Below are 23,796 nucleotides of genomic sequence, written 5' to 3'. Positions count from 1 at the left end.
CGTTATTTAATTGTTAATGATAATTTCAATCCTCTTAATTGCGCCTTATAGAGCCGATCGACCAGCTTCTTATTAGCCTCTGACGTCTGACACAACACCCCTCGCAACAGACGCTTACCCACAATAATGTCATTGTTGAGTAAGAACGGCCCATTCCCCACGGTGATGATATTCCCAGTAGAAAGTGTAGGCACAAACCGCTGAAGTTTCCTGTTCATCACCATCTCCAAACAATATTCTCCTGCTGGCAATTTACGCTCAGGATGTTCACACGTATCGCACACTGGATTATTGTTGATATAGAGTACACCGTCCTGCCCATATTTGGAACATTCGGCACGAATGATTGTTATCTTCATTTCTCGTAATTTCTATATTTTAGCTTTTCAAAAACTGTAAATCTGTAATCTGTAACGCCATTTGTTTTCACATAGCCACGAAACGCCCATTGGTGCAACATATTATAGGCGCCTTTCTTATCCAATCCCTGTTGCAGTCGGAGAGCCTCTGCTTCCTGCATAGTAAACTGGTTGGGCAATAGTTGCAGCAGATTTCTCGGCCCTCTGCGGTTGGATTTCTCCCCCTCAGTTTCCGCCTGTTCTATGGCAGAAGCGAAGAAGCGCATCTTACACCAGAGGTCGTACTGTTCTGACCAACGCACGAAATCAACAATCTCCTTTTCCCACTTGCAACCGTTTGCCACGTAGAGTACACACGCTTTGAGATAGGCGATGACGTTGGCACGAAACGACAGGTTCTCATACACTCTGCTCTGCGTCATGCGTGCCGTATCGGCATTCTCTTCTTTCAGTTGCTGTGCCAGCGCAATGGCTTCCTTACATTCCACAAGGCCGTTTGCCCGACACAGATTTTCAATATATGGCTTGAGCTGCTCGTCAAAGTGATCATCATAAGTGCCATAGACGGGCATTTCTGCGCCAATCTCTCGCTCCGGTATCGTACAGAAATTGATACGCGAGATAGGACCATCGGTCAGCACATTGCGGAAATACTGCTGTCCTTTGAGGATGGTTGTCGAAGCGTTCCAGTTGAACCGGACGGTGACACGCTCGGTCACCGACTGCATACCCACACGCGTCTGTCCGTAGGTATTTCCTGGGTCGAATGCCAGACACATGATGCGAAACTGTTGTTTGCCCTGACCTTTCAGCGCATCAAACTGGTCTATTTCGTTGAGCGACGTATAGAGAAAATGCTCCTGTGCCTCGGCGGTACGCATCACGAAAGCAGGATTGGTCATGTCGGCGTCAATCTCCTGGATGACAAGGTTTTCAGGGCGCTTCGCCTTGTCTTTGTTGGCACCCTTTCTGCTCGCTTCTTCCTTCCATGCTTTCTCGCGTTCCAGATTCTCTCTGTCACGCTCCCGAATATCCGCCATGATATGCTTGATGGGGTCGCTGACACACGATTTACCGGCACCCGTTCCAGCCATCAGCACACACATCAGCGTGGCTTCATGCTCCACATTATCTATATAGGGGAAGCGTGTGCGCCACAGGTGGGTTGCCAACGGAGGGAATACCGCATGCGCCACGGCAGCCCGATAGATCTCTGGCGTCTGCGAGGTCAGGAGTTCGATGAGTTTGGGCAACCGTTTCGGCATCTGAGGCGGAGCATCCTCACCCTCTCCGTCACCATCACAGCGGTTTTCCTGTTGCGCCACCTTCAAGGCTCGCTTCACTATTTCGGGCATCGCCATCGTCTGCTTGCGCTCGCATGCCGAACGGATGGTGGACATCCACCGACCTTGTTCTTCGCCGTAATTGGGCAAGAGACTTGCAATCCATTGTGGGTCGTCATTACACAGATAACGCAGGTTGCACGCCATGGAGAAGATGAACGCATTACGCGACCCGTGTTCAGGGCGTCCGCCCAACTGGTTTTCCAGTGCCTCGACAATCGACGTATAAGGCATGCCCTGATACATGATGGGGTACGTTGCAGGCTGGTCCTTGGTCGCCTCTTGACTTGACGTTTCCTCCGTCATTTCACACTCTGCCACAGGTGCATTTTCTGCCTCAAACGGGGCATTATCAAAGAGTGTATTGTCAAGATAAATCAAATCATCTTTCGTCGCTCCAGTGGCAAAAAACACGCGCGTCACGTCCTTGGCAGCTTGGTCAAACGGTATCTGCAACAGGTCGCTTGCCCACCGCAAGTTTTCCTCCTGCGAGAGTCCTGCCCTACGGCGGAATACCAAGTGAAAACCTTTGTTGACCGACCGCTCCAACAGCACCAGTCCGAGTTCCTCTTTCTTGTCAAGGATCAGCTGCGGTGCATCTTTCAAGCGCTTCTCATAGTCCTTCGCCTCTGGGTCAAAATCCACATCCATGCCCACGGTTTTTCCCACGATGTCGTAGCCTTTCAATGCAAAGGGTTCTGATCCTGCCAACGAATAGTTAAACTGCATCAGGCGCAACTTCGCCTTTTTATTGCCGTTGCGGGCTTTCGTCAGACAGGCAGTCTGTTCGCCCGATTCCCTGAGCTTCATATACTGCTCTCTCGAAGTGATGGGGTAGCCGATTTTACGGCCACTCTCCATCTTGATTACAAAACAACTCATTGTCTCTTAGTGTTTTAGTTGATAGTTAATAAGTGCCTTGACAGCTTCGGCTGCCTCTCTTTTGATGGTGTTGGCGATATTGATCGACTCATGACAATACACCTTCAGCGTCAGTTGGATGCCATCGTCCTTGGTCTTAGAAACGCGCCCATGTGCCAGTTTCTTGATCAGCACAGACTGCGATCTCCGCCATGGCTTAGCCACGAAGTCAAACGTCCCGTCGGTCATCTGTTGCGCCACCCCGTTGGTGCGGAAGCGCTGCACGCTGAGGGGAATGGGGTCGTCAGGGGTGAAGAAGAAGGATCTGCGCTCGTCGTAATGCGCTACGCCTTCGAGTTGGATGTGGTCACAGTTGTTAAACTGGTTGTTAATGATTTTTTCTTCTGTTTTCATCTTAGTTGATTTTTGCGAGCGGAAACAAATTGGATTCTTGTGCACTTTACCCTGGGAATATCCTCCGCAATGTTCAACTCAGATTAATAAATGTGTTTTAGTTAGAACCGATTCTCACGTTAAACGAGAACGTCCAGTTGATGATTGTAAAATTGAAATATACGCTCATTGTTTTCTTCTGCGAAGGGGAAAAGAAAACCGGCACCGCGCCAAGGCTTCTGTCCTTCGACTGGTGCAAAATTAGGAGTAAAAAAAATCCCAACCGAGCATTTCACTCAATTGGGAATGGTTTTGGGAAAATGGGAATTGTTTAGGGAATAGCCGAATATGCTACTCACTCCTCATAGCCTAAATTCTTCAATAAAAACTGCGCTACAAGATATTGTTTCATATACTTTTCTCCTTTGTCTTTATGCAACCACCACTGGCCTACTTTTACAGCCAAAGCCGAAAGGTCGGTATTTGCCTTTCTGATAGAACTGTAAACACACAAGGGTTTCTTTATATCGAGCTTCTTTTCTTTTATGAGTTTCACGAAGTCTGACATCTTGGTTGGATAGTTACAATATTCTGACAGTACACGATAAACTGCATACCATTGGGTCTGATCAGAAAATAGCGGTTCGGTTCGTCCGTCTGTCTCGACAAACTCTTCGTAAAGGGCTTCCAGTGCCGCTTCTATGTCTATTTCTTGTTGGCTCGCATTTTGAGGTTCCACGGCAGGACCGTTATAAAAGTTTGCACCACTTTGTACGGTTATTTCCTGATGTTCGATATAGGTCACTTTATCGCTGAAATGGAAGTGGCGTTCACACTTTTTATCGTTCTCCATAAAATAATTATTGTTGTTTGATTGTTTGGTTTTCAATATAGGTGTTCGTGTTCACATGATAGTCGATGTGCGGTCTCGTTGCCTGTTGCAATGATTGCAACTCGTTATAGACTTGTGGAGACGTGTGTTGCAGTTCAAAGTCGCTGACACATTTGGTGATGACGGCAGTAGCCATTTTGCTATGCTGCTCTTTAGTCCAGTTTGCCAACCATTGTTGGGGAATACTCCTTTCAAGAGGTTTCTTTTCGTTCTTCATCATGTGGACTTTCATAGCCAGCAAAGACATAATGGCACGGATTTTCTTACGGGGATAGTGCATGTACCACAACTTTCCCATAGCACTCTCGCCATCCCGTAAAAACATCATGACGAAACCCGACGGAAGCGAGGCTACGGCATCTTCGGCTCTGTCGCCATAGTAGCACAGCAGCTGCAACATATCATTTGATTCGGCGTTGGCAAAAATTTTCTGACATTGCAAGCGACGCACCTCCGGACTGCCCATGTGGTCTAATGCCTGTTGCAGCCTGTCTTTACCTGTTTTGTACTGTGGATGATTGGGAGCGTTGGTCATCATCTCAATGATTCTGATGATTTGTTGGGTGGTTTCACAACTGATGGCACACCATAGATTTTCTTCAACAGCCGACAGCCATTCTTCCATTTCGCTGTTCCACGGTTCACCGGCCTCGATCACCATTTCCAGACAGTTGAGCATGGTGTGAACCTGTACTTCCTGTGGACTGAGAGGCAATATTTTATCATCGTAATCCCAATTGGCAAATGGGCATACCGAGGGCAGACAAACAGTCTGCGGTTCAACATCTGTGACAATCTCCATCCACAGTACCCTGTGATCGCGATCCACCTCCACAATCTTGCCAAACATCGCTCCTCTTCCCGAACTAAGAATCAGCGAACAAGCCTTTTCTCTGTCTGTTCCGCTGCGCACATAGCCCACAAAGCAACGCCCCCAATACACGATGACAGCATCCATTTCTCCAGGGTTATCGTGTTCTATACTGATAGACATACGCTTCCCCATAGCCTTGTCGTAGAGTTCATCGAGTCTGTTGGCAAAGTCATGGTGACGTAGTCCGGTAATCGCAAATCTGTATGTGGTCATGATCAGGATTTTTTGTGGCTTTTTATTTTAGCGACAAAAGTAGTAAATAATTTCGAGACCACAAAAAGGAAACGGGAAGAATAGCGCTTGAATTTTCTATTTTGGATTAAATCTATACTGGTGAGCGATGAAAACTATTTACTTTATGACGAAAATAACAAATAACAGATAACAGATAACAGTTTCCGTAAAGCAAATAAATAGCACCTCAGAGAGAGAAGAAGTCAATTTTCAAAATATAACATATATAACTTATATATAAATATATATATATTAATATATATATATATTATATATATAAATTTTTGGCTCGAAGTTTTGATTTTCGGTTTATCAAAACTGTTATCTGTTATCTGTTATTTGTTATTGCCATTTTTTGCGTTTCATTGAAAAATGCCGTTTTTAGCTCTTTTCTTTACAGCGTCTAACATTCTCCCCATGATCTTACCACAGGTTCAAGCCAATAAAGTATAGCGCTCCACCTATCTGCCTTATATTCAGCAATATACGATAATCATCAAGATTTATACTTCAAAATTTGGCTTTGTAACCAACTGATACACAGGGAAATGTAACAAGCCGTGGGAAAAGTGGTCACAAGCCGTGGGAAAAGTGGAACAACCGATTATTTTTCTTCGTACCTTTGCACCGCAGTCCAAGATAGGCGGCACCGTGGTTCAAGAGAGAATCACTTTCGCACTGAACATTCCGTCCGCACACAGACGTGGGCAACTCCTCAGTAAGTCACCAGTGAATCCGCACTAAATCCCAAAATTAGGCGGACAACGATGGGACAAAATGGGAGGAACATGGGAACTGAAAAGGAGAAACCGACGATGTGGGAATGAGTGCTCACTAACTTATTAACAACTATTCCCCAGAACCCCCACTGGTCTATCAAACGGGGGAAACAAAATGGCTATTCTAAATGGACTTATCAAAAAAATGAGTGGATCGGCTGGTCAGTTGACTTTCAAGACTGTCAATGGACGTACCGTAGTATCGGAGAAAGTGACCAAGGTACGCAACACTCGCACCAAGGGACAACAGCGTCAGCGCATGAAATGGGTGAACATCGTCCGCATGTATGCAGGACTCGTTCCGCTGCTTAAAAATGCCTTCGAGAGGAAAGCGCAGTACCACACCGACTACAACATGTTCGTCCGTGCGAACAGCATGGCAGCTCCTGTCTATCTCACCAAGGCTGAATCGGATGGCGGCGCATGCATCGCAGCTCCCTATCAGATCACCCAAGGCACGCTGCCCTCTATCTCGGTGAAGGGTACTGGCGACAAGGCGGTGACCAGCATCAACCTCGGAGGTCTCGCCATCGACGAGAATACCACGGTGAAGGACTTCGCCAAGGCGGTGGTGACCAACAATCAGGAGTTCGACTACGGCGACCAGATCAGCTTCTACAAGGTGTTGCAGCGCCTGAACGCGGAAACTCAGATTCCCTACTGCGCCTTCAGTGCAAGCTACGTGGTGCTCGACAAGGAATCGACTGCGAAGCTCTGGGATCTCGTTGACAAGGTGGGATTCGCTGCCAAGGAGGGTTTCCTCGCCCATGGCGAGAACGAGGGCGACGGTGTGTTTGCCTGGGTACACAGTCGCAACGACTACGGCAAGACCAAGGTATCGACCCAATACCTCATCGACAATAACAGCATGTTGCAGGCGTACAAGACGGACGATGCGTTCACCAAGGCGTGCAAGAGCTACGGCAGTAGCGCCGATGTGTTTCTCACTCCCGACGGCAACGGTTCGGTAGCTCCCGTCACTCCCGCTGTCCCCGATGTGACTCCCTCCGACGGGAAGTTTGAGGTCAAGCTCCTCGCCAATCCCTCTGTCGGTGGCACGGTGACCGGTGCAGGTCGCTACCCTGCGGGTCAGTCGGTGGAGATTAGTGCCTCGCCTGCCGAAGGCTACCAGTTCAACCGATGGAGCGATGGCGACACCAATGCCTCACGCAGCATCACGCTCAGTTCAAACACCGCCCTCACTGCCTACTTCAAGTCGGATAGCGACACTGGTGGTCAGGAACCCGGTGGTGGTGGACTGGAAGGCTGAACCACAGAGTCCTGCGGAACGTCCGCGGGACTCTTTAACCCTCACTTTTAGCGTATGAAACGAATACTCTCATTAGCCAGTTTCGTCTGTGCTATCCTCTTCGCTGCAGCTGGCATGATGATGCCTCCGCAAGGTGAGATTTCGGGATCCGTCCTCATCCTCGTTGCCCAGCTCTTGATACTGTGTGCCACCTTCCTCGGCATTAAAGACTATCACAACATCATCAACAGAAAACTATGACTCAAGATTCTAAAAACAAGTGGAGCGTCATCATCAACATTGCTTTGACCACCATCACCGCCGTGCTCTCGGCCCTTGGTTTCACCATCGGGTGACACTCCCTCTGGCAAACCCATGAACCGCCCCGTGTGGTTCGTGGGTGTTTTTTTATCCACGGATCACACGGAGAACACTCTAAGTTTGCAGAAGAATGCGACGCAGTCGCATAAATGTTAAATAATCAAGGTAAAACTATGATTGCTAAAGACAGTTTCGTACCTTTGTTGTAAAAAGGTAGAATCGGTCTGTCGAAGAGGTAAACCAAAGAGTTCACTAGTCTGAAGACTATAATCCGTTTCGGACCTCATCGACATAGTTGCAAAGACCAGATAGAAAGTTATCGGCTCTGAGCCTTGTTAGAGTGTTAGTCCATACAACTATTGACCAATTCTACATAATTAAAGTCGTACAAAGATATGAAGAATTTATTTATTGGAGTTGATTTTTCGAAAGAAAAAGTTGATGTGGCTATCATTTTTGCAGACGGACTTGCAGAAACAGCCTCAAGAGTGTTCAACGAATTCAAGACAACTGTGTCTGGTTACAAACAACTGATCAAGTGGGTGGAGCAGAACTCCAGCGGCATTGAGCCTTCCTTGTGGCTCTTCTGCGGAGAAAACACTGGCGATTACAGTAAGGGACTGTGCAACTTTCTCTATGGCAAAGGCTACGACATGTGGCTTGAGAATGCCAAGAGCATCAAGGATGCATCAGGTCTTAGACGATTGAAGTCTGACCGTGCCGACGCCTCAATGATTGCCGAATACGCAATGAGGAATTACGACAGAGCCATTATGTACGAGCCACTTAGCGAGTCACTTGCACAACTGCGTGAGCTGTTCCTGTATCGTCAAATGGTGGTACACCATAGATGCAGTTTTCAGGTGCGTAGAGGCGAGAAGAAACTCACAATGGAGAAGTCGCCTGTCAAGACAATGATCTCGCAGAGCGGAAGACATATCGTGTCAGAACTCAACAAGGAAGTCGAGAAGATAGACAAGCGAATCGCCGAGCTTATTAAGTCGGACGAGGAGCTAACCGAGGTATTCACCATCGTGACCTCGGTGCCTGGCATAGGAACGCAGAACGCCGTGTGCCTGATGGTATACACCGATAACTTCCGTCGTTTCAATTACGACTCACGCAAGATTGCCTGCTACTATGGCATAGCCCCGTTCGGCAAGGATTCGGGTACCAGTGTGCATTCTGATCCTCGTGTACATTACATGGCTAACCGCCGGATAAAGTCCATGCTGACGCAGGCTGCACTGGCTGCCATCAACTTCAATCCCGTTATCGCAAGATACTATATGCGACTCGTAGAACGTGGAAAGATGAAGCAGGTTGCACTGAATAATGTAAAGAACAAACTCATACGTTTGGTCACTGCTATGGTCCGAAATCGCCAAATTTTCTCACCAGAATATAAAATATCAGCATAAATTAAAAATAATGGTCAAAATATTTGGATTTTAACATAGAAAGCGGAAAATAGTTGAAGATTATTTTCACGATTTTCGTTAAGATGTCGAGCCGTAGGCGATCCAAAATAAAACCCTTCCCAGAAGCGAGGTATTCGAGCGCATTTTCAGTCGAGATTTTTGTTAAAGATTATATTTTTAGTTGCCTGTCGGCAAGAAATCTTTGGAGGAAATCTTTAATAAAAATATGGCCTATGGCCAGAAATCAATCATCGGAATTTAGACGGTCACACGAAAAGACACGGATTCTAGTTAAAGATTATTCTAAAGATTTTTATTTAGATTTACACCATAGGTTGTTTTTGTCGTGACTCAGCATAGTGAAAGCCGCGAGCTCTCACTCTGTCTTCGCTACTCCAAAAATTCGAGCCTGTAAGGCGATCCATAATAAATTCGTCCCCAAAAGCGAGGTATTCGAGCGCATTTTCAGTCGAGATTTTTGTTAAAGATTTTGTTTGCTGCCTCCCTGAATTACAGATTATTTCTTGCCGTAGGCAACATCTTAAACAGGATTTCCCCAAAAGATTTACCTATGGTTTGTTTTGTCGTGACTCAGCATAGTGAAAGCCGCGTCTCTCACTCTGTCTTCGCTACTCCAAAACATCTAGCCTTCAGGCTACCCAAAAAAAAATCCACGGATCACACGGAGGACACGGAGAAAGATTTTCGTTAAAGATTTTGTTTTGTGTTACAAGCGTTACAGTTGACAGTTGACAGTTTCCAAAAATGATTTTTTTGCGGTACAGATAACAGATAACAGATAACAGTTTGGGGAAAGCAAAAACAAGGGCCATTTTGACCTCCTGTATCATTCTTCGATAAAGGCCTGGCCAAAGAAAATAAAGACGAAGATAACTTTTTTCAGTCAACATCTTCGCAACTCTCATTTTATTTTTATAAATTTGCATGGAAAATCGTAACACAGGGGAATTACTCCCCTATCATTCTTAAAACCCAAAAACTGTGCATTATTCTTGATGTCGTTGACCTGTCCCTGTGACATCTTTGCTATCTTTGGTTACCCCTAACTAAAGCATAGTAATATGAATCCCAGCTATCTGTATCATGCATTTGGTGTTCGTCACCAAGAATGTACCAAAACTGAGTACAAAGGTAATCAAAATATTCATTATATCGAGACTCGCAAAGAGAAATTATGCTGTCCTGAGTGCAAAAGTCGCAAGATTATCCGTTCTGGGAGCATATATAGAGATATAAGGAGTGTCCCTGTCGGGCATAGAGAAACGATTCTTCGCATGAAAGTACAGCGTATAGAATGCAAGGAGTGTGGTTGTATCCGTCAGGAGAAGATTCACTTCGTAACAGGCAAGCGGAGTTATACCAACAAGTTCGCCCGCTATGTTGTTGACCTCTCCCGTATAGGAACGATTAAGGACGTTGCCCAGTTCCTCAACATCTCATGGGATACTGTAAAGGACATACAGAAGCGCTATCTCCAGCGTCATTACGGAAATCCCGACCTAAGCAAGCTGGAGTATATCGGCATAGACGAGTTTGCTGTCCGCAAGGGGCATGTCTACAAGACTATCGTGGTCAATCTTCTGACAGGGCAGGTCGTATATGTCGGAGATGGTAAGGGTGCTGATGCCCTCGACAAGTTCTGGAAGAAAGTACGTAAGGCAAAGACCCGGATAAAGGCAGTAGCGACAGATCTCTCGGCTGCCTTCATATCCTCCGTGAAGGAGAATGCACCGGAAGCGACACTTGTCTTTGACCATTTCCATGTAGTCAAACTGATGAACGACACATTGGACAAACTGCGGCGTCAGGCGTATAACCAGGAAGCAGACCTCATGAAGCGCAAGGTGTTGAAAGGAGCAAGATGGCTGCTGCTCTGCAACGGAGAGGATATCTACGATTCCTGCCATAGGAACAGGCTGGAGAACGCTCTTGAGATGAATGCACCCTTGATGAAAGGGTATTATCTCAAGGAATCTCTTAGGGAAATATGGATGCAGGTCACCAAAGAGCAGGCCGAGCAAGTGCTGAAGGATTGGGTAAAACAGGCACAAGACTCAAAAGTGCCACTCCTACAGAAGTATGCAATGACGCTACTTGCACACCGAAGTGGAATACTGCCATGGTATGAACATCATATCTCCACAGGAAAAATAGAAGGTATCAACAATAAAATCAAAACAATGAAACGGCAAGCATATGGGTATCGAGATGAGAAATTCCTCGAACTCAAGATCCTATCTCTGCATGATAAAAACTACGCGTTTGTCGGATGAACCTTTTTTTTTGCTGTCATTGTCATCATTTGGCAATTTTCGTCTGTAAAACATTGAATATCAATGCTTTGAAAAATTACAGTTTTACTTTTTTAACTAAAACTGTCATCATTTTCTGTCATCTGTCATCATTTTTGTCATCATTTTGCCACCCAAAACCCTGGGGCTGCACGCTCTGGGTGAAATTTGCAGAATGGTGACCAAAAACGGCCAAAACCGTAAACTTTGTTAAAGATCGTCCGTTTTCGGGTTCTATTTGTGCAAAAAGCGTATAAGTAGAGTGAGGACTTGCCTCAACAGGGGTGCACACCGGGTGTGGAAAGATGTCGCGACAACGCCTCCTGCGAAGCAGGTCCGCAGCTGCTCCCCACTGACTCCCCAAATGTGGCGGGAAACAGCAGAGCGGCAACAGAGATAGAAACGTGGACGGGCAGCTAACCCTCCACCATGTGTAACCAAAAAATTTAACAATTATGACAATTCTTAAAGGCATTTTGAGCAAGATAAAAGGCTTCTGATCCGAACTTCGGTGGGTGTATGTGTTCAACCGTTCTTCTTGTACCGTTGCACGATGATATTCGGCTAACAGTTATGTGTGGGCTATCCACGGACAAAATCTGCAGAGCCGACTGACCTCATAATCTTTATGATTAAGATGTAAAACTGAATGTAAAATTACAAACAAATCCCTGAATCTCAAAATCTTTAGTATTTCAACTTAGAACAACCAACTTTCCGCAAGAGGTGGTAGAAGTTGCGGAACAGGTGGAATATGTGGAATAACGAATAAGGATTGAAGGCATCGTTTGTTTAATAATGTTAAGGGATTAAACTTTTATTATCTAAATATTTGCGAATATTTAAAAAAAGACTTAATTTTGCAACATCGACCGTTAACCCCATGTGGGTAAGGGTCGGTCATATATCTGAGAAAGACGTTTTCTAACATTTGTCTTTGTGACCAACGGTACTGGCGTAGGCTAACTGCGTTGTCTATCCTGTGTAGGGAAGGTGATGCGATGGTTCGTTGATCCAGGATGGACAGAAACTGGCACCTACGCTTTTTTCGCATATATGAGATAAAGATAGTTTATTACTAACTTTGCCGAATCTGGGGTGTCAATAGGCGAAATGACAATTATATATGAAAAAGAATTTATTTCTAACGGTCATTTGCGCAGGCCTACTCACTGCGAGTTTTACAAGTTGTGCATCTTATCAGAAAGAGGCTGCTATTATGAGTCTTGGCAACAACAACATTAACACTTATGTTGAGGCTGAACTTGATTACGTAAATGCGAAGAAAGTGCAAGCTTCTGTAAACACTTCCACTTTGTTTGGTTTCATTCAATTGGAGCGCAATGGCAACAAGACTTTGAAGAGCGCCAACCGCTACAAGGGATTGAACAAGCGTGAAGCTCAGGCTCTTTATCGTGCCAAAGAGAATGCAAATGTGGATATTATTCTCGAACCGGAGTTTGAGACAGAGAAGCACAGTTGGTTCTTAGGTCTATACCGCACTTCTTCAACTAAGGTTAGGGGATGGGGTGTTAATATAAAGGGCATTAAGTACGATCAGCACGGTACACCAAATCGATAATAGAGTCGATGTATGGGATTTCTCCCCTAGCACCTTTCATTGCACCGTATGAACTGGTCTCGTATACGGCGCTACATACATATAGGAGTTCGCAAACTCTGAATCGAGTAGGTCGGGAAACGAAAGTTTTCTGACCTACTTTCGTTTCCGTTCCTCTCACACCACAGTACGTGCCGTTCGGCATACGGCGGTTTAATTTTACGAAAAAGGTGTGTTTAAATTTGCTTATTACAGGTGTACATGTTCTGCCGCTCTTCTTGTACCGTTGCACGATGATATATGGCTAACAGTTATGTGTGGGCTATCCACGGACAAAATCTACAGAGCCCTTTTTTTTTCATTTTTCCTACATCGTAACTACGCATTTTTCGGATGAACCATTTTTTTTTGTGTTACAAGCGTTACAGTTGACAGTTGACAGTTTCCAAAAATGATTTTTTTGCGTTACTGTCTGACAGTTGACAGTTTTGGGAAATGGATTTTTTTTTGGGGGGGGGTGCTTCGCAAGAAATAATCTGTAATTCAGGGAGGCAGCAAACAAAATCTTTAACAAAAATCCCTAACCAAAATGCGCTCGAGTTCCTCGCTTCTGGGAAGGACTTTGTTATGGATCGCCTTACAGGCTCGAAATCTTAACGAAAATCTTTAGAATAATCTTTAACGAAAATCTTTCTCCGTGTTCTCCGTGTGATCCGTGGATTTTTTTGGGGTAGCCTGAAGGCTAGAAATCTTTGGAGGAAATCTTTAATAAAATATGGCCTATGGCCAGAAATAATAATCTTTAACTATAAACTTTAACCTATAAACTAAACACAGAGAAAGGTCAATGTCATAACGGAACGTCGGATATTTGGGGATGACAACGACCTACCCCGTGACATACGTGACATGAAAAGTGGGGGTTCGGGGGATTCTCTGCTCCGTTATAGTAGCGACACTGGAAGTATGACCAGTGTCGCTTGTCTCCCTTTTTGTATATTATGCTTTGTCTTCGTCAAAGTAACTGCCTATAGGCATTTCACGTTTGCAGTATAGACATTCATTATAACGCTCTCGGCTTCTGCGCTCCTGGGCGAACATTCTTTCTGTTGACTCGGCATCTTCGGTAAATGAAAGGTGGTTGTCAATGGCCATGGAACCTGCCATGCCTTCCACATCGAGGTCTTCTGTACCAATGAGCGTGAATGTCCAGCCTTGCTTCTTCAGCTTCTCAATGAGGTTCTTGACCATCTTGAGATTGTACTCCTCTGAACAGTTTTCCTCGCCGTCGGTGATGATGGTAACAAGAACATTGTCATCGGCTTCTGTCTGTGCGTTGATCTTGGCAATTCCCTTGCCGATAGCATCGTAAAGTGGAGTGGCTGCACATGGCTTGTAGTCCTTCAGAGTCAATGGACATGCTTCTGCTGCATTGATATTGTCATAGTGGAGCTTGAAATGATCGCTGTCAAAGGTGATGAGGGTGATTCGCTGCTCCAGGTCTTTGTGGGCTTTCTGCATCTTCTGACAGGTGGTGATGGTCTCGTTGATACCTGCAAGTGCTTGTCTGCGGATGATATTCATACTGCCTGATTCATCGATGATAACAAGGTTATATACTCTCTTGGTGGTTTTGCTTTCTGTTGTCATAATTGTTGGAATTTAGATGATTAAACATTGATTTATAAGACGTCTTTATACATTAAGAAGAGAATCTGGTGAAAAAAATTAAGCAGAAAACTGTAAAAACTCGATTTTTTTGATTGAAAAAGATTATCTTTGCAGTTAACTACAAAAGTTCAATATGATGGAACATGCTGATAAATACATCATTGACGGATTCCGCTCGTTCGATCCTGCTATAACCAAAGAATACTTCTATGGTTACTGCCGTCGCGCATATAACATATATGATTATAAATACCAACTCCGCAACAAGACGGGACTGGACTTCTACTCACTGGCACATGAGTATTACATCCATCTGCTGAAATTCAAGTTCAAGCCTCTATTGGATAAGCCAAAGGAGATGAAACTCTCCACTTGGATGGCCAAAGGTTTTCACTTTGTAGTACTCGATGCGCTGAAAGCATACAACAAGGAATTTGAACACAAGGCTGAGGAAGCTGCTGACGTGGTACTGGAATATGTTCGCTCTACCGATAAGGAAGAGGGAATGCTCTCTTATGTGGCAGAGGCTGTTGCAGCTCACTACCATGACCGTATCATGCATGACATTGCATTCATGATCTTCCGTGTCGGTTTCAAACAGAAAGAGGTGGCTGCGCAACTGGGAATGACTCCAGCAGCCGTTAATCAACGATACAAGAAAATGATGGAAGAGGTGGTGACTCCTTTCGTTATAGAAAACTATGGATCCGGTCTTTACACAGGCACTGTGGAATTGTGTAAAAGAATGGACAAGGAGACTCCACGCGGCACATCTTGTTATGCTCGCATGTACGAGGAGCTCGGACATTCTATTATGGCAAAAAATCAATCATATATGGACAACAAGCGTATTACTCCTTCTTTTATATCTTCCCTCAAATCAAACGAGATATTTGTTTTCGGTTCAAACCTTCAAGGTATTCACGCAGGTGGTGCAGCACGTATGGCTCACACGAACTTCGGTGCTGTCATGGGTAACGGTGTCGGTATTCAGGGACAGTCGTATGCCATTCCTACCATGCAAGGTGGCGTAGAGACTATCAAACCTTATGTGGATGAGTTTCTGGCATTCGCTTCTCAGCATCCTGAAATGCACTTTCTCGTGACTCCTATAGGTTGCGGCATTGCTGGCTTTGAACCAGAAGACATCGCTCCACTATTCATAGCAGCTAAGAATGTGGAGAATATATCTCTGCCAGAAGAGTTCTGGAGTATAATAAGCTAATTTATTGAAAACAAACATGAAACAAGGGGACTTGCCCCCGTGTTTTCACTTTTGTCCTTACAGGACGTAGTTGATAATATGCCATGATATCCTCAGGGCGTTGCCCTGGGCTAGGAAAACCATTGGGCTTTCAGCCCGTTGTTGCTTGTTACGTGATTCCGTGTCGTCCGTGTGACATTAAAAATTTCTGTAGTTTCTATGTGATATAAAGAAAAAGGGAAGCGTCTTCACAGATTGCTTCCCCCGAGGAAAATGATAAATATAGATTAAAATTACTAGTTGCGTGATACAAAGGTACAATTTAATTTCAGAATAGCAACACTCTATCAACACCAAAATGCATTTTAAGCACGTTTTTTAACCATTTATGCATATTATAAGTGTGCTATTAACATTTATTAAGCGCCTCATAGATGCGTTGCACCGGTAATCCCATCACATTGAAGTAACTGCCATGAAGGGAAGTCACGCCAACATATCCGATCCACTCTTGAATGCCATAGGCGCCAGCCTTGTCGAAAGGACGATATGTGCGGATGTAATAATCAATCTCGTCGTCTGACAATGTCTTGAAAGTGACATCAGTAGTGACAGAAAACGATTCGCGATGATGACGGGTAACCAGACACACTCCGGTTGTCACTTGATGGGTTTTACCACTCAGCTTGTGCAACATGGTGCGGGCCTCTTCCTCATCGGCTGGTTTGCCGAGCACTTCCTGTCCTACAATAACCACGGTATCGGCTGTAATGACAAGTTCGTCATCATGCAGGGTCGGCAAATAGGCGTCTGCTTTCTTCTGCGAGATAAATCCTGCCACCTGATCTACGGGAAGCGATGGTGGATAACTCTCGTCGATGTCGGGTATTACCCTTACCTCAAAATCCACATCAATGCCTGCAAGTAATTCGCGACGACGAGGAGAATTGCTTGCAAGGATTATCTTGTATTTGCTGTTTAACATCATTTGTCGTGTCCCTTAACTTCTCTCTTACTTCCCTAACTTCCCTTAACTTCCCCACATGCGCAACTGAGGGAATTACCACCCGAAGGCTTTTTCATCCTTCAGCCATTTGCCTTGTGCTTTCAATACTTGCTCCAATACGTCGCGACCGCAGCCGTAGCCTCCATCGTAGTCGCTGACATAAAGACTGGCTGCCTTGACTTCGGGACAGGCGTCGTGCGGACATACAGGACAGCCTGCCAAGCGTAGCACTTCGAGATCGGGTATGTCATCGCCCATGAACATGACCTCTTCGTCGGTCAGTCCGTATTTCTCCTTGAACTGCTGATAGACCTTGATCTTAACGGATGCTCCAAGATGGATGTCTGTCATTCCCAGGCCTTCGTAGCGTTTGCGTACTGACTCGATAAGACAACCTGAGATGATGGCCACACGGAGTCCCATCTTCACCGCCAGTTGAATGGCATAACCGTCTTTGATATTGACGGTACGCAAAGGGGTTCCGTCGGCACCAAGTGAGATGGTTTCGGCAGAGAGGACTCCGTCCAAATCGAAGATTACGGCTCGAATTTTTTGTAAATCGTAGTTTATCATTTTGTCAATGCTGTGCGTTGTATGTCTTTGGAAAACTCTTCATAGATAGTTGCCAACCACGGTGTAGAGGACAACAGATCGAGATGGTGGGTGACCACATTCATGTCGTTGCGAACGGCAGGACCTGTCTGTGCTTCAACAGGAGTGAGCTGATGGACTTTTCGTGCTGTCTCGTCGATCAACGGCAACATGACACGGAAGTCTATGCCGTGACGTTGCAACACCTCTGCCGACAACGCATAACAATGGTTGGCGAAATTGCAGGCAAAGACGGCTGCAACATGCAGGTATTGGCGGTCGGCGCTGGACAACGGATAGGCTTTTGCCTTAATGCTGTCTGCCAAGGCTAAAGCGGTCTGCAAGGTCTGATCATCGCTTCCCTCTACAAACAAGGGAATGACTGAGAAATCGACCAACCGCTCCTTGGAAAACGACTGCATGGGATAGAACACTCCGTAATGGCGGGCATGTGCCAACACGTCAATAGACATGGATCCTGCGGTATGAAAGAAGATTTGTTCTTCCCTACCCTTCACCACTTGTCGGGCTATGTCTTCAAGGGCATTGTCGGAAACCGAAAGGATAAAGGCGTCTGCCCTAACAGGCAGTTTGTCTATCCTGTCGGTAGGACACGCACCAACACGCTGCGCCAGTTCCTGGGCAGACTGCATGGTACGACTATATACTGCCACGATGTCATGGCCCACTTGATGGAGGGCAACGGCAAGATTGGTGGCGAGGCGTCCTGCGCCAATCAATACGATCTGCATCAGAACTTGTTGAGGTGTACGTTCTCCCACTTCAGCCGGTCTTCATTCTGAGGCTTGCGTTCGTCTGCTTTATGACCGACTGCCAAGATGCAGAGGCAATGAAGGTTTTCGGGAATGTCGAGCACACCCTGGATAACCGTATCGGCACTTGTACCGTCGGAAAGTCCTCTGCCTCTCATCTGCACCCAGCATGAACCAAGTCCGAGGGCCTCTGCCTGATACTGCATGGAAATGGCAGCAATAGAACCGTCTTCCACCCAACAGTCGTTCTGCAGGGGATCACCCAGCACAACAATGGCTAATGCAGCACCCTTCAGAAACTGTCCGCCCAAATCTTTGGCGTCGGAAAGTTTTTCCAGGTCGGTCTTGTCGTCAACCACGACAAACTGCCAGGAGCGCTGACCCTTGGAGGTGGGTGACATCAGTCCGGCACGCAATATTGTCTTTACATCGTCTCCGTCGATTTCCTGTTCGGTAAACTTACGGTGGGAACGACGCATCTGTACTAAATCCTTAAATTCCATATGCTGTGTTTATAACTTATTATGATGGGATTGTCAACAAGGTCCGTCCAGATCAGATGCTCAGTTCATCAAGCACCTTGATCAGTCCTTTGTTTAATGGTTTGTCGCTGCGGATGGCTTCGCTGAATGGCACAAAGACCACTTCGTTATTGCGCACGCCAATCATCACATTGCGCTGGCCCTGCATCAGTGCCTTGATGGCTCCTACGCCAGTACGGGAGGCCAGGATGCGGTCGTGGGCGGAGGGACTTCCACCTCGCTGCAAATGTCCCAGAATAGATACTCTCACGTCAAACTCAGGGAATTCCTTCTTCACACGGTCTGCATAGTAGAGCGCACCGCATTTGGGACTCTCGGAAACGATGACGATACATGATTTCTTAGACTTTCGGATGCCGCGCTCCATGAAACGTGCGAGCTGATCGACATCGGTAGATTCCTCAGGAATGATGGCTGCCTCTGCACCACAGGCAATGGCTGAGTTTTGAGCAAGGAAACCAGCGTCACGACCCATGACTTCGATGAAGAAGATGCGTTCGTGGGAGTTAGCAGTATCGCGAATGCGATCGACACACTCCATGATGGTATTCATCGTAGTATCGTAGCCGATGGTTGAGTCAGTACCGTAAAGGTCGTTGTCAATAGTGCCTGGAAGTCCCACTACGGGGAAGTCGTACTCCATAGCAAAATTGCGTGCACCGGTCAACGAACCATTACCGCCGATGACCACAAGGGCATCTATCTCTTCCTTGATACATGTTTCGTATGCCTTCTGCATGCCTTCAGGAGTCATAAACTCCTTGGAACGGGCAGTTTTCAGGATGGTACCGCCTCGCGTGATAATGCCACTCACATCCTCAGTCGTGAACGATTTCACTTCGTCTTTGATCAGTCCGTCGTAACCGCGGTAGATGCCTTTTACACTAAGTCCATTGCAGATACCCGAACGGGTGACGGCGCGAATGGCTGCATTCATACCGGGAGCATCTCCTCCCGATGTAAGTATTCCTATTGTTTTAATCTTAGACATAATAATATGGTATTAATGAGTTATCCTTCTTAATATTATAATAGGTGTATTTCTGCCCACAAGACGGCAAGTCCCAACAACCATCCTACTGCAACTTTCGATGTGAGATGGCGCAGATACCATCCCAAACGAACATGTTCCATCTTCATGAGTGCCACACCGCTGACCGATCCTACACAAAGCAGGCATCCGCCTACAGCCGTTGAGAACACCATAATCATCCAATATGCTCCGTTTACCGCCATCTCCCCACTCTCTGCCAGAGGATAGAGCATGATATGGGTTAAGCCCACGGTAAAGGAGTCTGCCACGGCACTAAGCAGTCCTGCTCCAATGCCAAGCAACCAATTGTTATGGAATGTTTCTGCCAACCAAATGCCTATATCGCCAAGCACTCCCGTTTCAAGCATGACACCCATGCCCATCATGATTCCCATGACAAACAAGATTTGCTGGATGGTGCCATATTGTAAGGCACGGGGGATGCGACGCTGCGCCATCTGATCGGCATTCATCAATCGGCGGTTGAAAGCTTCGTTGACAAGCCAAAGCACGCTCAAGACGCACAAAGCGCCTAAGAAGGGGGATAGTTTGGTGATATTGTGAAATGTTGGGATGAACCACAATCCGCCGATGCCCACAAAGAGCATGACCAATCGTTGCCAACGGTTCAGGCGAGTATCGTCACCACGGTAAGGAGAGGCTATCCACTCGGTATCGAGGCGGTCGGGCAACTCACGATTGATGAGCATAGTAGGAACTATCCAGGCTATCAGGGCAGGCAACAGCATATAGGCTGAGAAATGGCTGGCGGTAACCACGCCATCGCCCCATAGGATAAGTCCGACGGGATCACCTATTACCGTAAAGCATCCGCCACAAGTTGCAGCAAGCACAATGGCAGAACCTACGAGCATCCGTTGGCGTCCGCTCTGCAAAACATTATTCATGATGACAAGCATCATCGTAGTGGTGGTAAGGTTGTCAAGATTGGCAGAGATGATGAAAGTGGCCAGGGTAATGGTCCACAGTAATCGTTTGGAGTTGCGTGTCCGGATCCATTCGGAAATGAAATCGAAGCATCCGTTGTTGTTCAACAGTTCGATAATCGACATGGTGGCCAACAAGAACATAACGATTGCCGCAGCCTTGCCTACATACTTCAAGAAGACATTCTCGCAAATGAAATACTTGACTGTTTCACTATTTGGAGTGCGGCCTGATAGGTATTCGAGGTAATCCGCAGGGTGTTGCTGCATGACAAAGTCTGTGCCATAACAAACATAGACCACCCATCCAGCCGTGCCAAGGAACATGGCAATTGCAGCTTTGTTGACACCGGTAAAATGACCAGTGGCAATCAGCAAATATGCCGCAACGAACATGAGTACGATAATCAGTGTCATAGGTTTACGCCTTTTATTTTGTTGCGACTACAAAGGTAGGCTATTTTCAGCAAATGCGCAACGTTTTTGGAGAATATTTCAATCACGGTCATCGAGCACAGGGAATTTTTCACGTCTTCTTAACAGTTCTGACTGTGAGAGTGCTACGCTGACAGCCTCTGCTGTATCGCCAAGAGAAACCATCGTGCGACCGATAGGGTCAATGGCGCAACTCCCACCAATATAATGTGTGACTAAATCGTCACCGACCCTGTTGACTCCTATGAAATAGGATTGATTCTCTATAGCCCGGGCGGCTGTAAGTATCTGCCAAGCCGATTGGCGACCTTGGGGCCAATTAGCCACCAAGAGGATGACATCATACGCCCGATCGTCTGCATAACGTATCCAGCAGGGGAAGCGCAGGTCGTAACAGGTCAGCAGAAGGATTCTCATTCCTTCATACGCGACAATGGTGTGATGCTGTCCGGGAGTATAATGTAGGTTTTCGCCGCCATAAGAGAAAAGATGATGCTTGTCATAATACGCCACACGGTCATGACGTCCGTCAACAAAATAAAGTCGGTTGCGATATGCCCCTTCATCATCTCGTACGGCAAGACTGCCACAGATGGCACAACGGCGCCGTGCCGCTTCTTCCTTCATCCACTGCAAAGCCACGCTATGCTTTTCATCTGGAACATTCTCCATGGTGTCTGTTACAAATCCGGTACTCCACATTTCCGGCAAGACATATAAATCGCTTCCTGGCTGGGAGTCCATAAGAGCTGTTGCACGCAAGATATTCCCGCGTTCATCCATCCATTTAGAGTCAATCTGTAACAGCGTGACTTTCATCTTTTTAACGCCTTATCAATAATTCATTTGTTTAATAGACATTTTGCCATTCAGCGATACAACGACTTCTGCCTGATAACAACTGGCATCATCTGGAATTCCTATGGTTGCCAAGAAACGGAATCCGTCGGCACCGACCTTATCATATTCCAAATTTCCCAATACCGACTGTTCCAAGACACCTTTGGGCACATATTTTTCAAACATCTGTTTGCGGAAATCCTGTGAATAAACGCGTGCTGAACCCTGGAAGATACTCAGATGGATAATATTGTCGTAATAGACATTCTCCACTTGAAGTCCGTCGTCATTATAACTGTTTTTCGTCACCTTGTATTTGGACGGATTGACTGCCACATAACAATGATAGCGGTTATTGTCGTACATCACCACGGTATCGGTCTTTGTGATCTGTCTGCTTGTAAGAACCTTGCCGTGGCGTTTTCGCTTAAAGACATTCGCGTCTTCCGGATCGGTACTCTTGACAAGTTTCACCACGTCACCTCCGGCATTCTTGAACCACAATACATGGGGCATTTGCTTGACGATAGGATATTTGATGTCGTTGTCGCCAATAAACAAGGTGTCGTTGATCACACGGAAATAGGCAGGCACACTGGTAGAGTCAGGAAAATAGACGGTATCGCCCTGCATCTTGAAGACCACCATCTCTGATTCCTGATCCATCCAAACGCCTTGCAACAACTGTTTGGCTTGCTTGCTTTCCGCACGCTCTTCTACTTGACCAGCCGATTGTTGTTTACAACCGACAGATAGAAAGACAGACACAACGAGACAAAGAATATATTTCAATTTACACATTCACTTACCAATACAATGATATTCAAATCCATTTTCTTCAAGTTCCTCGCTATCAAAAATATTACGACCGTCGATGACCAGCGGGCGTCGCATGGCCTTACGAATCACTCCCCAGGTGGGCAAGCGAAACTCTTTCCATTCGGTCAGCAACAGAAGTGCATCTGCTTCAAGTACAGCGTCATACATATCACGGCAATAAGAAATACTATCGCCGATACGACGCTTACACTCTGCCATGGCCACAGGGTCGTAGGCACGAACCGTACATCCTGCCTCAAGCAGCAATCCGATCATGACGAGTGCTGTGGACTCACGCATATCGTCGGTTTCCGGCTTGAACGAAAGTCCCCAAAGGGCAATCGTCTTACCTTCAAGCGACTCTCCGTCGAAAGCACGTTTCAGTTTATCGAAGAGTATGCTCTTCTGACGCTCGTTGACGCGCTCCACCGCCTTGAGCACCTCCATGGAATAGCCGTTTTGATCGGCAGTTTTGATCAGCGCCTTCACATCTTTAGGAAAACAACTTCCACCATAGCCACAACCTGCATAGAGGAACTTGCGGCCAATGCGGGTATCTGCTCCTATTCCTGCACGCACCATATTGACATCCGCACCCACGCGTTCACAAAGGTTGGCAATATCGTTCATAAATGAAATACGCGTGGCAAGCATGGAATTGGCTGCGTATTTAGTCATTTCCGCAGACGGAATATCCATAAAGATGACACGGAAGTTATTGATAAGAAATGGCTTATAGAGTTTTGTAAGCACCTTCTTGGCCTGTTCACTCTCCACACCAACCACTACACGGTCGGGAGACATGAAATCCTTAATAGCATTTCCCTCTTTGAGGAACTCAGGATTAGACGCCACATCGAAAGGAACATCCACTCCACGCTTGGCAAGCTCTTCCTCTATAGCCTTGCGCACCTTACGGGCCGTACCAACAGGAACTGTCGATTTGGTAACCACAACCACATAATGATTCAGATTCTGACCGATGGTGCGTGCAACTTGCAATACATATTTAAGGTCTGCAGAACCATCCTCATCGGGAGGTGTTCCAACAGCCGAAAATACAATCTGCACATCATCAAGTACAGCAGTTAAATCGGTAGTGAACTTCAGACGACCGGCTGCCACATTCTTCTTAACAAGTTCGTCAAGTCCGGGCTCATAAATGGGAATCTCCCCATTCTTTAGTCGCTCGATTTTGCCGGCATCAACGTCCACACACGTCACATTAGCTCCCGTATCGGCAAAACAAGTACCCGATACAAGACCCACGTAACCAGTTCCAACAATTGCTATATTCATATTCCTTAATTAATATTATTATAAAGAGACTGACATA

At 46.2% G+C, this 23,796-nt stretch carries 22 protein-coding genes; 7 read left to right on the top strand and 15 right to left on the bottom strand.

Features of this window, described 5'->3' with window-relative positions:
• Positions 1 to 2 precede the first annotated feature (2 nt).
• From CIK88_RS00775 to CIK88_RS00755, 5 genes are all read right to left on the bottom strand, one after another.
• Entirely contained in the window at positions 3 to 359 is a 357-nt protein-coding gene (locus CIK88_RS00775) for a DUF5675 family protein (RefSeq protein ID WP_094390428.1), read from the bottom strand.
• Positions 356 to 2,584: a hypothetical protein gene (locus CIK88_RS00770; RefSeq protein WP_254046816.1), complete on the bottom strand. Its 2,229-nt coding sequence runs from the start codon at positions 2,582 to 2,584 to the stop codon at positions 356 to 358. Before CIK88_RS00770 ends, CIK88_RS00775 begins: the two co-directional genes overlap by 4 nt.
• Positions 2,585 to 2,590: 6 nt before the next feature.
• Complete coding sequence (locus CIK88_RS00765) at positions 2,591 to 2,977, bottom strand: hypothetical protein (RefSeq protein WP_094390734.1); 387 nt, start codon at positions 2,975 to 2,977, stop codon at positions 2,591 to 2,593.
• 334 nt (positions 2,978 to 3,311) lie between these two features.
• Complete coding sequence (locus tag CIK88_RS00760; protein ID WP_094433986.1) at positions 3,312 to 3,809, bottom strand: hypothetical protein; 498 nt, start codon at positions 3,807 to 3,809, stop codon at positions 3,312 to 3,314.
• A 7-nt stretch (positions 3,810 to 3,816) separates the two neighbouring features.
• A complete protein-coding gene (locus CIK88_RS00755) occupies positions 3,817 to 4,935 on the bottom strand; it encodes a hypothetical protein (protein ID WP_094433985.1) in 1,119 nt (372 codons plus the stop codon).
• A 915-nt stretch (positions 4,936 to 5,850) separates the two neighbouring features.
• On the opposite strand from CIK88_RS00755, the gene CIK88_RS00750 reads away from it, so the two are divergent.
• From CIK88_RS00750 to CIK88_RS00725, 6 genes are all read left to right on the top strand, one after another.
• Positions 5,851 to 7,005, top strand: a complete 1,155-nt coding sequence (locus CIK88_RS00750; protein WP_144269554.1) for a hypothetical protein — start codon at positions 5,851 to 5,853, stop codon at positions 7,003 to 7,005.
• Positions 7,006 to 7,059: 54 nt separating this feature from the next.
• The gene (locus tag CIK88_RS00745) at positions 7,060 to 7,245 is read left to right on the top strand and encodes a hypothetical protein (RefSeq protein WP_094390209.1); all 186 of its coding nucleotides are present in this window, start codon (positions 7,060 to 7,062) and stop codon (positions 7,243 to 7,245) included.
• Positions 7,242 to 7,340: a smalltalk protein gene (locus tag CIK88_RS12320; protein WP_158214619.1), complete on the top strand. Its 99-nt coding sequence runs from the start codon at positions 7,242 to 7,244 to the stop codon at positions 7,338 to 7,340. The genes CIK88_RS00745 and CIK88_RS12320 overlap by 4 nt, the downstream gene beginning before the upstream one ends.
• A 360-nt stretch (positions 7,341 to 7,700) precedes the next feature.
• Positions 7,701 to 8,726 carry an IS110 family transposase gene (locus CIK88_RS00740; RefSeq protein ID WP_094433983.1) on the top strand — a complete coding sequence of 342 codons (1,026 nt, stop codon included), beginning with the start codon at positions 7,701 to 7,703 and terminating at the stop codon, positions 8,724 to 8,726.
• A gap of 1,082 nt (positions 8,727 to 9,808) precedes the next feature.
• A complete protein-coding gene (locus CIK88_RS00730; RefSeq protein ID WP_094433981.1) occupies positions 9,809 to 11,020 on the top strand; it encodes an ISL3 family transposase in 1,212 nt (403 codons plus the stop codon).
• A gap of 1,144 nt (positions 11,021 to 12,164) precedes the next feature.
• A complete protein-coding gene (locus CIK88_RS00725; protein ID WP_144269553.1) occupies positions 12,165 to 12,620 on the top strand; it encodes a hypothetical protein in 456 nt (151 codons plus the stop codon).
• 978 nt (positions 12,621 to 13,598) lie between these two features.
• Here CIK88_RS00725 and CIK88_RS00720 read toward each other — a convergent pair.
• On the bottom strand, positions 13,599 to 14,249 hold the full coding sequence (locus CIK88_RS00720; RefSeq protein ID WP_144007210.1) for a vWA domain-containing protein: 651 nt from the start codon (positions 14,247 to 14,249) through the stop codon (positions 13,599 to 13,601).
• An 856-nt stretch (positions 14,250 to 15,105) separates the two neighbouring features.
• On the opposite strand from CIK88_RS00720, the gene CIK88_RS00715 reads away from it, so the two are divergent.
• Positions 15,106 to 15,495: a hypothetical protein gene (locus CIK88_RS00715; protein ID WP_173815113.1), complete on the top strand. Its 390-nt coding sequence runs from the start codon at positions 15,106 to 15,108 to the stop codon at positions 15,493 to 15,495.
• Positions 15,496 to 15,883: 388 nt separating this feature from the next.
• Here CIK88_RS00715 and CIK88_RS00710 read toward each other — a convergent pair whose 3' ends face one another.
• From CIK88_RS00710 to CIK88_RS00670, 9 genes are all read right to left on the bottom strand, one after another.
• Positions 15,884 to 16,459: a Maf-like protein gene (locus tag CIK88_RS00710; protein WP_094391082.1), complete on the bottom strand. Its 576-nt coding sequence runs from the start codon at positions 16,457 to 16,459 to the stop codon at positions 15,884 to 15,886.
• A gap of 75 nt (positions 16,460 to 16,534) precedes the next feature.
• The gene (locus CIK88_RS00705; protein ID WP_094391046.1) at positions 16,535 to 17,053 is read right to left on the bottom strand and encodes an HAD family hydrolase; all 519 of its coding nucleotides are present in this window, start codon (positions 17,051 to 17,053) and stop codon (positions 16,535 to 16,537) included.
• Entirely contained in the window at positions 17,050 to 17,823 is a 774-nt protein-coding gene (locus tag CIK88_RS00700) for a Rossmann-like and DUF2520 domain-containing protein (RefSeq protein WP_094391047.1), read from the bottom strand. Before CIK88_RS00700 ends, CIK88_RS00705 begins: the two co-directional genes overlap by 4 nt.
• Complete coding sequence (locus CIK88_RS00695) at positions 17,823 to 18,347, bottom strand: nitroreductase family protein (RefSeq protein WP_094391048.1); 525 nt, start codon at positions 18,345 to 18,347, stop codon at positions 17,823 to 17,825. Before CIK88_RS00695 ends, CIK88_RS00700 begins: the two co-directional genes overlap by 1 nt.
• Before the next feature lie 52 nt (positions 18,348 to 18,399).
• Complete coding sequence (pfkA, locus tag CIK88_RS00690; RefSeq protein WP_094391049.1) at positions 18,400 to 19,377, bottom strand: 6-phosphofructokinase; 978 nt, start codon at positions 19,375 to 19,377, stop codon at positions 18,400 to 18,402.
• 35 nt (positions 19,378 to 19,412) lie between these two features.
• On the bottom strand, positions 19,413 to 20,783 hold the full coding sequence (locus CIK88_RS00685; protein WP_094433979.1) for an SLC13 family permease: 1,371 nt from the start codon (positions 20,781 to 20,783) through the stop codon (positions 19,413 to 19,415).
• Positions 20,784 to 20,861: 78 nt separating this feature from the next.
• Positions 20,862 to 21,620, bottom strand: coding sequence for a nitrilase-related carbon-nitrogen hydrolase (locus CIK88_RS00680; protein WP_094391051.1), 759 nt, complete (start codon positions 21,618 to 21,620; stop codon positions 20,862 to 20,864).
• A 15-nt stretch (positions 21,621 to 21,635) separates the two neighbouring features.
• Entirely contained in the window at positions 21,636 to 22,442 is an 807-nt protein-coding gene (locus CIK88_RS00675; RefSeq protein ID WP_094433978.1) for a DUF4738 domain-containing protein, read from the bottom strand.
• Complete coding sequence (locus CIK88_RS00670; protein ID WP_094391053.1) at positions 22,443 to 23,759, bottom strand: UDP-glucose/GDP-mannose dehydrogenase family protein; 1,317 nt, start codon at positions 23,757 to 23,759, stop codon at positions 22,443 to 22,445.
• Between the last annotated feature and the right edge of the window lie 37 nt (positions 23,760 to 23,796).

The sequence above is a fragment of the Prevotella sp. P5-50 genome (assembly GCF_002251295.1).
Classification (GTDB): Bacteria; Bacteroidota; Bacteroidia; order Bacteroidales; family Bacteroidaceae; genus Prevotella.
Note: the sequence above shows the minus strand (reverse complement) of the source record. Positions and strands in the feature narration are given on the sequence as shown.

Bases quoted from the DNA above. Each gene is read 5' to 3' on its own strand.
- CIK88_RS00775 (WP_094390428.1), bottom strand. From the start codon at position 359: ATGAAGATAACAATCATTCGTGCCGAATGTTCCAAATATGGGCAGGAC.
- CIK88_RS00770 (WP_254046816.1), bottom strand. From the start codon at position 2,584: ATGAGTTGTTTTGTAATCAAGATGGAGAGTGGCCGTAAAATCGGCTAC.
- CIK88_RS00765 (WP_094390734.1), bottom strand. From the start codon at position 2,977: ATGAAAACAGAAGAAAAAATCATTAACAACCAGTTTAACAACTGTGAC.
- CIK88_RS00760 (WP_094433986.1), bottom strand. From the start codon at position 3,809: ATGGAGAACGATAAAAAGTGTGAACGCCACTTCCATTTCAGCGATAAA.
- CIK88_RS00755 (WP_094433985.1), bottom strand. From the start codon at position 4,935: ATGACCACATACAGATTTGCGATTACCGGACTACGTCACCATGACTTT.
- CIK88_RS00750 (WP_144269554.1), top strand. From the start codon at position 5,851: ATGGCTATTCTAAATGGACTTATCAAAAAAATGAGTGGATCGGCTGGT.
- CIK88_RS00745 (WP_094390209.1), top strand. From the start codon at position 7,060: ATGAAACGAATACTCTCATTAGCCAGTTTCGTCTGTGCTATCCTCTTC.
- CIK88_RS12320 (WP_158214619.1), top strand. From the start codon at position 7,242: ATGACTCAAGATTCTAAAAACAAGTGGAGCGTCATCATCAACATTGCT.
- CIK88_RS00740 (WP_094433983.1), top strand. From the start codon at position 7,701: ATGAAGAATTTATTTATTGGAGTTGATTTTTCGAAAGAAAAAGTTGAT.
- CIK88_RS00730 (WP_094433981.1), top strand. From the start codon at position 9,809: ATGAATCCCAGCTATCTGTATCATGCATTTGGTGTTCGTCACCAAGAA.
- CIK88_RS00725 (WP_144269553.1), top strand. From the start codon at position 12,165: ATGAAAAAGAATTTATTTCTAACGGTCATTTGCGCAGGCCTACTCACT.
- CIK88_RS00720 (WP_144007210.1), bottom strand. From the start codon at position 14,249: ATGACAACAGAAAGCAAAACCACCAAGAGAGTATATAACCTTGTTATC.
- CIK88_RS00715 (WP_173815113.1), top strand. From the start codon at position 15,106: ATGGACAACAAGCGTATTACTCCTTCTTTTATATCTTCCCTCAAATCA.
- CIK88_RS00710 (WP_094391082.1), bottom strand. From the start codon at position 16,459: ATGTTAAACAGCAAATACAAGATAATCCTTGCAAGCAATTCTCCTCGT.
- CIK88_RS00705 (WP_094391046.1), bottom strand. From the start codon at position 17,053: ATGATAAACTACGATTTACAAAAAATTCGAGCCGTAATCTTCGATTTG.
- CIK88_RS00700 (WP_094391047.1), bottom strand. From the start codon at position 17,823: ATGCAGATCGTATTGATTGGCGCAGGACGCCTCGCCACCAATCTTGCC.
- CIK88_RS00695 (WP_094391048.1), bottom strand. From the start codon at position 18,347: ATGGAATTTAAGGATTTAGTACAGATGCGTCGTTCCCACCGTAAGTTT.
- pfkA (WP_094391049.1), bottom strand. From the start codon at position 19,377: ATGTCTAAGATTAAAACAATAGGAATACTTACATCGGGAGGAGATGCT.
- CIK88_RS00685 (WP_094433979.1), bottom strand. From the start codon at position 20,783: ATGACACTGATTATCGTACTCATGTTCGTTGCGGCATATTTGCTGATT.
- CIK88_RS00680 (WP_094391051.1), bottom strand. From the start codon at position 21,620: ATGAAAGTCACGCTGTTACAGATTGACTCTAAATGGATGGATGAACGC.
- CIK88_RS00675 (WP_094433978.1), bottom strand. From the start codon at position 22,442: ATGTGTAAATTGAAATATATTCTTTGTCTCGTTGTGTCTGTCTTTCTA.
- CIK88_RS00670 (WP_094391053.1), bottom strand. From the start codon at position 23,759: ATGAATATAGCAATTGTTGGAACTGGTTACGTGGGTCTTGTATCGGGT.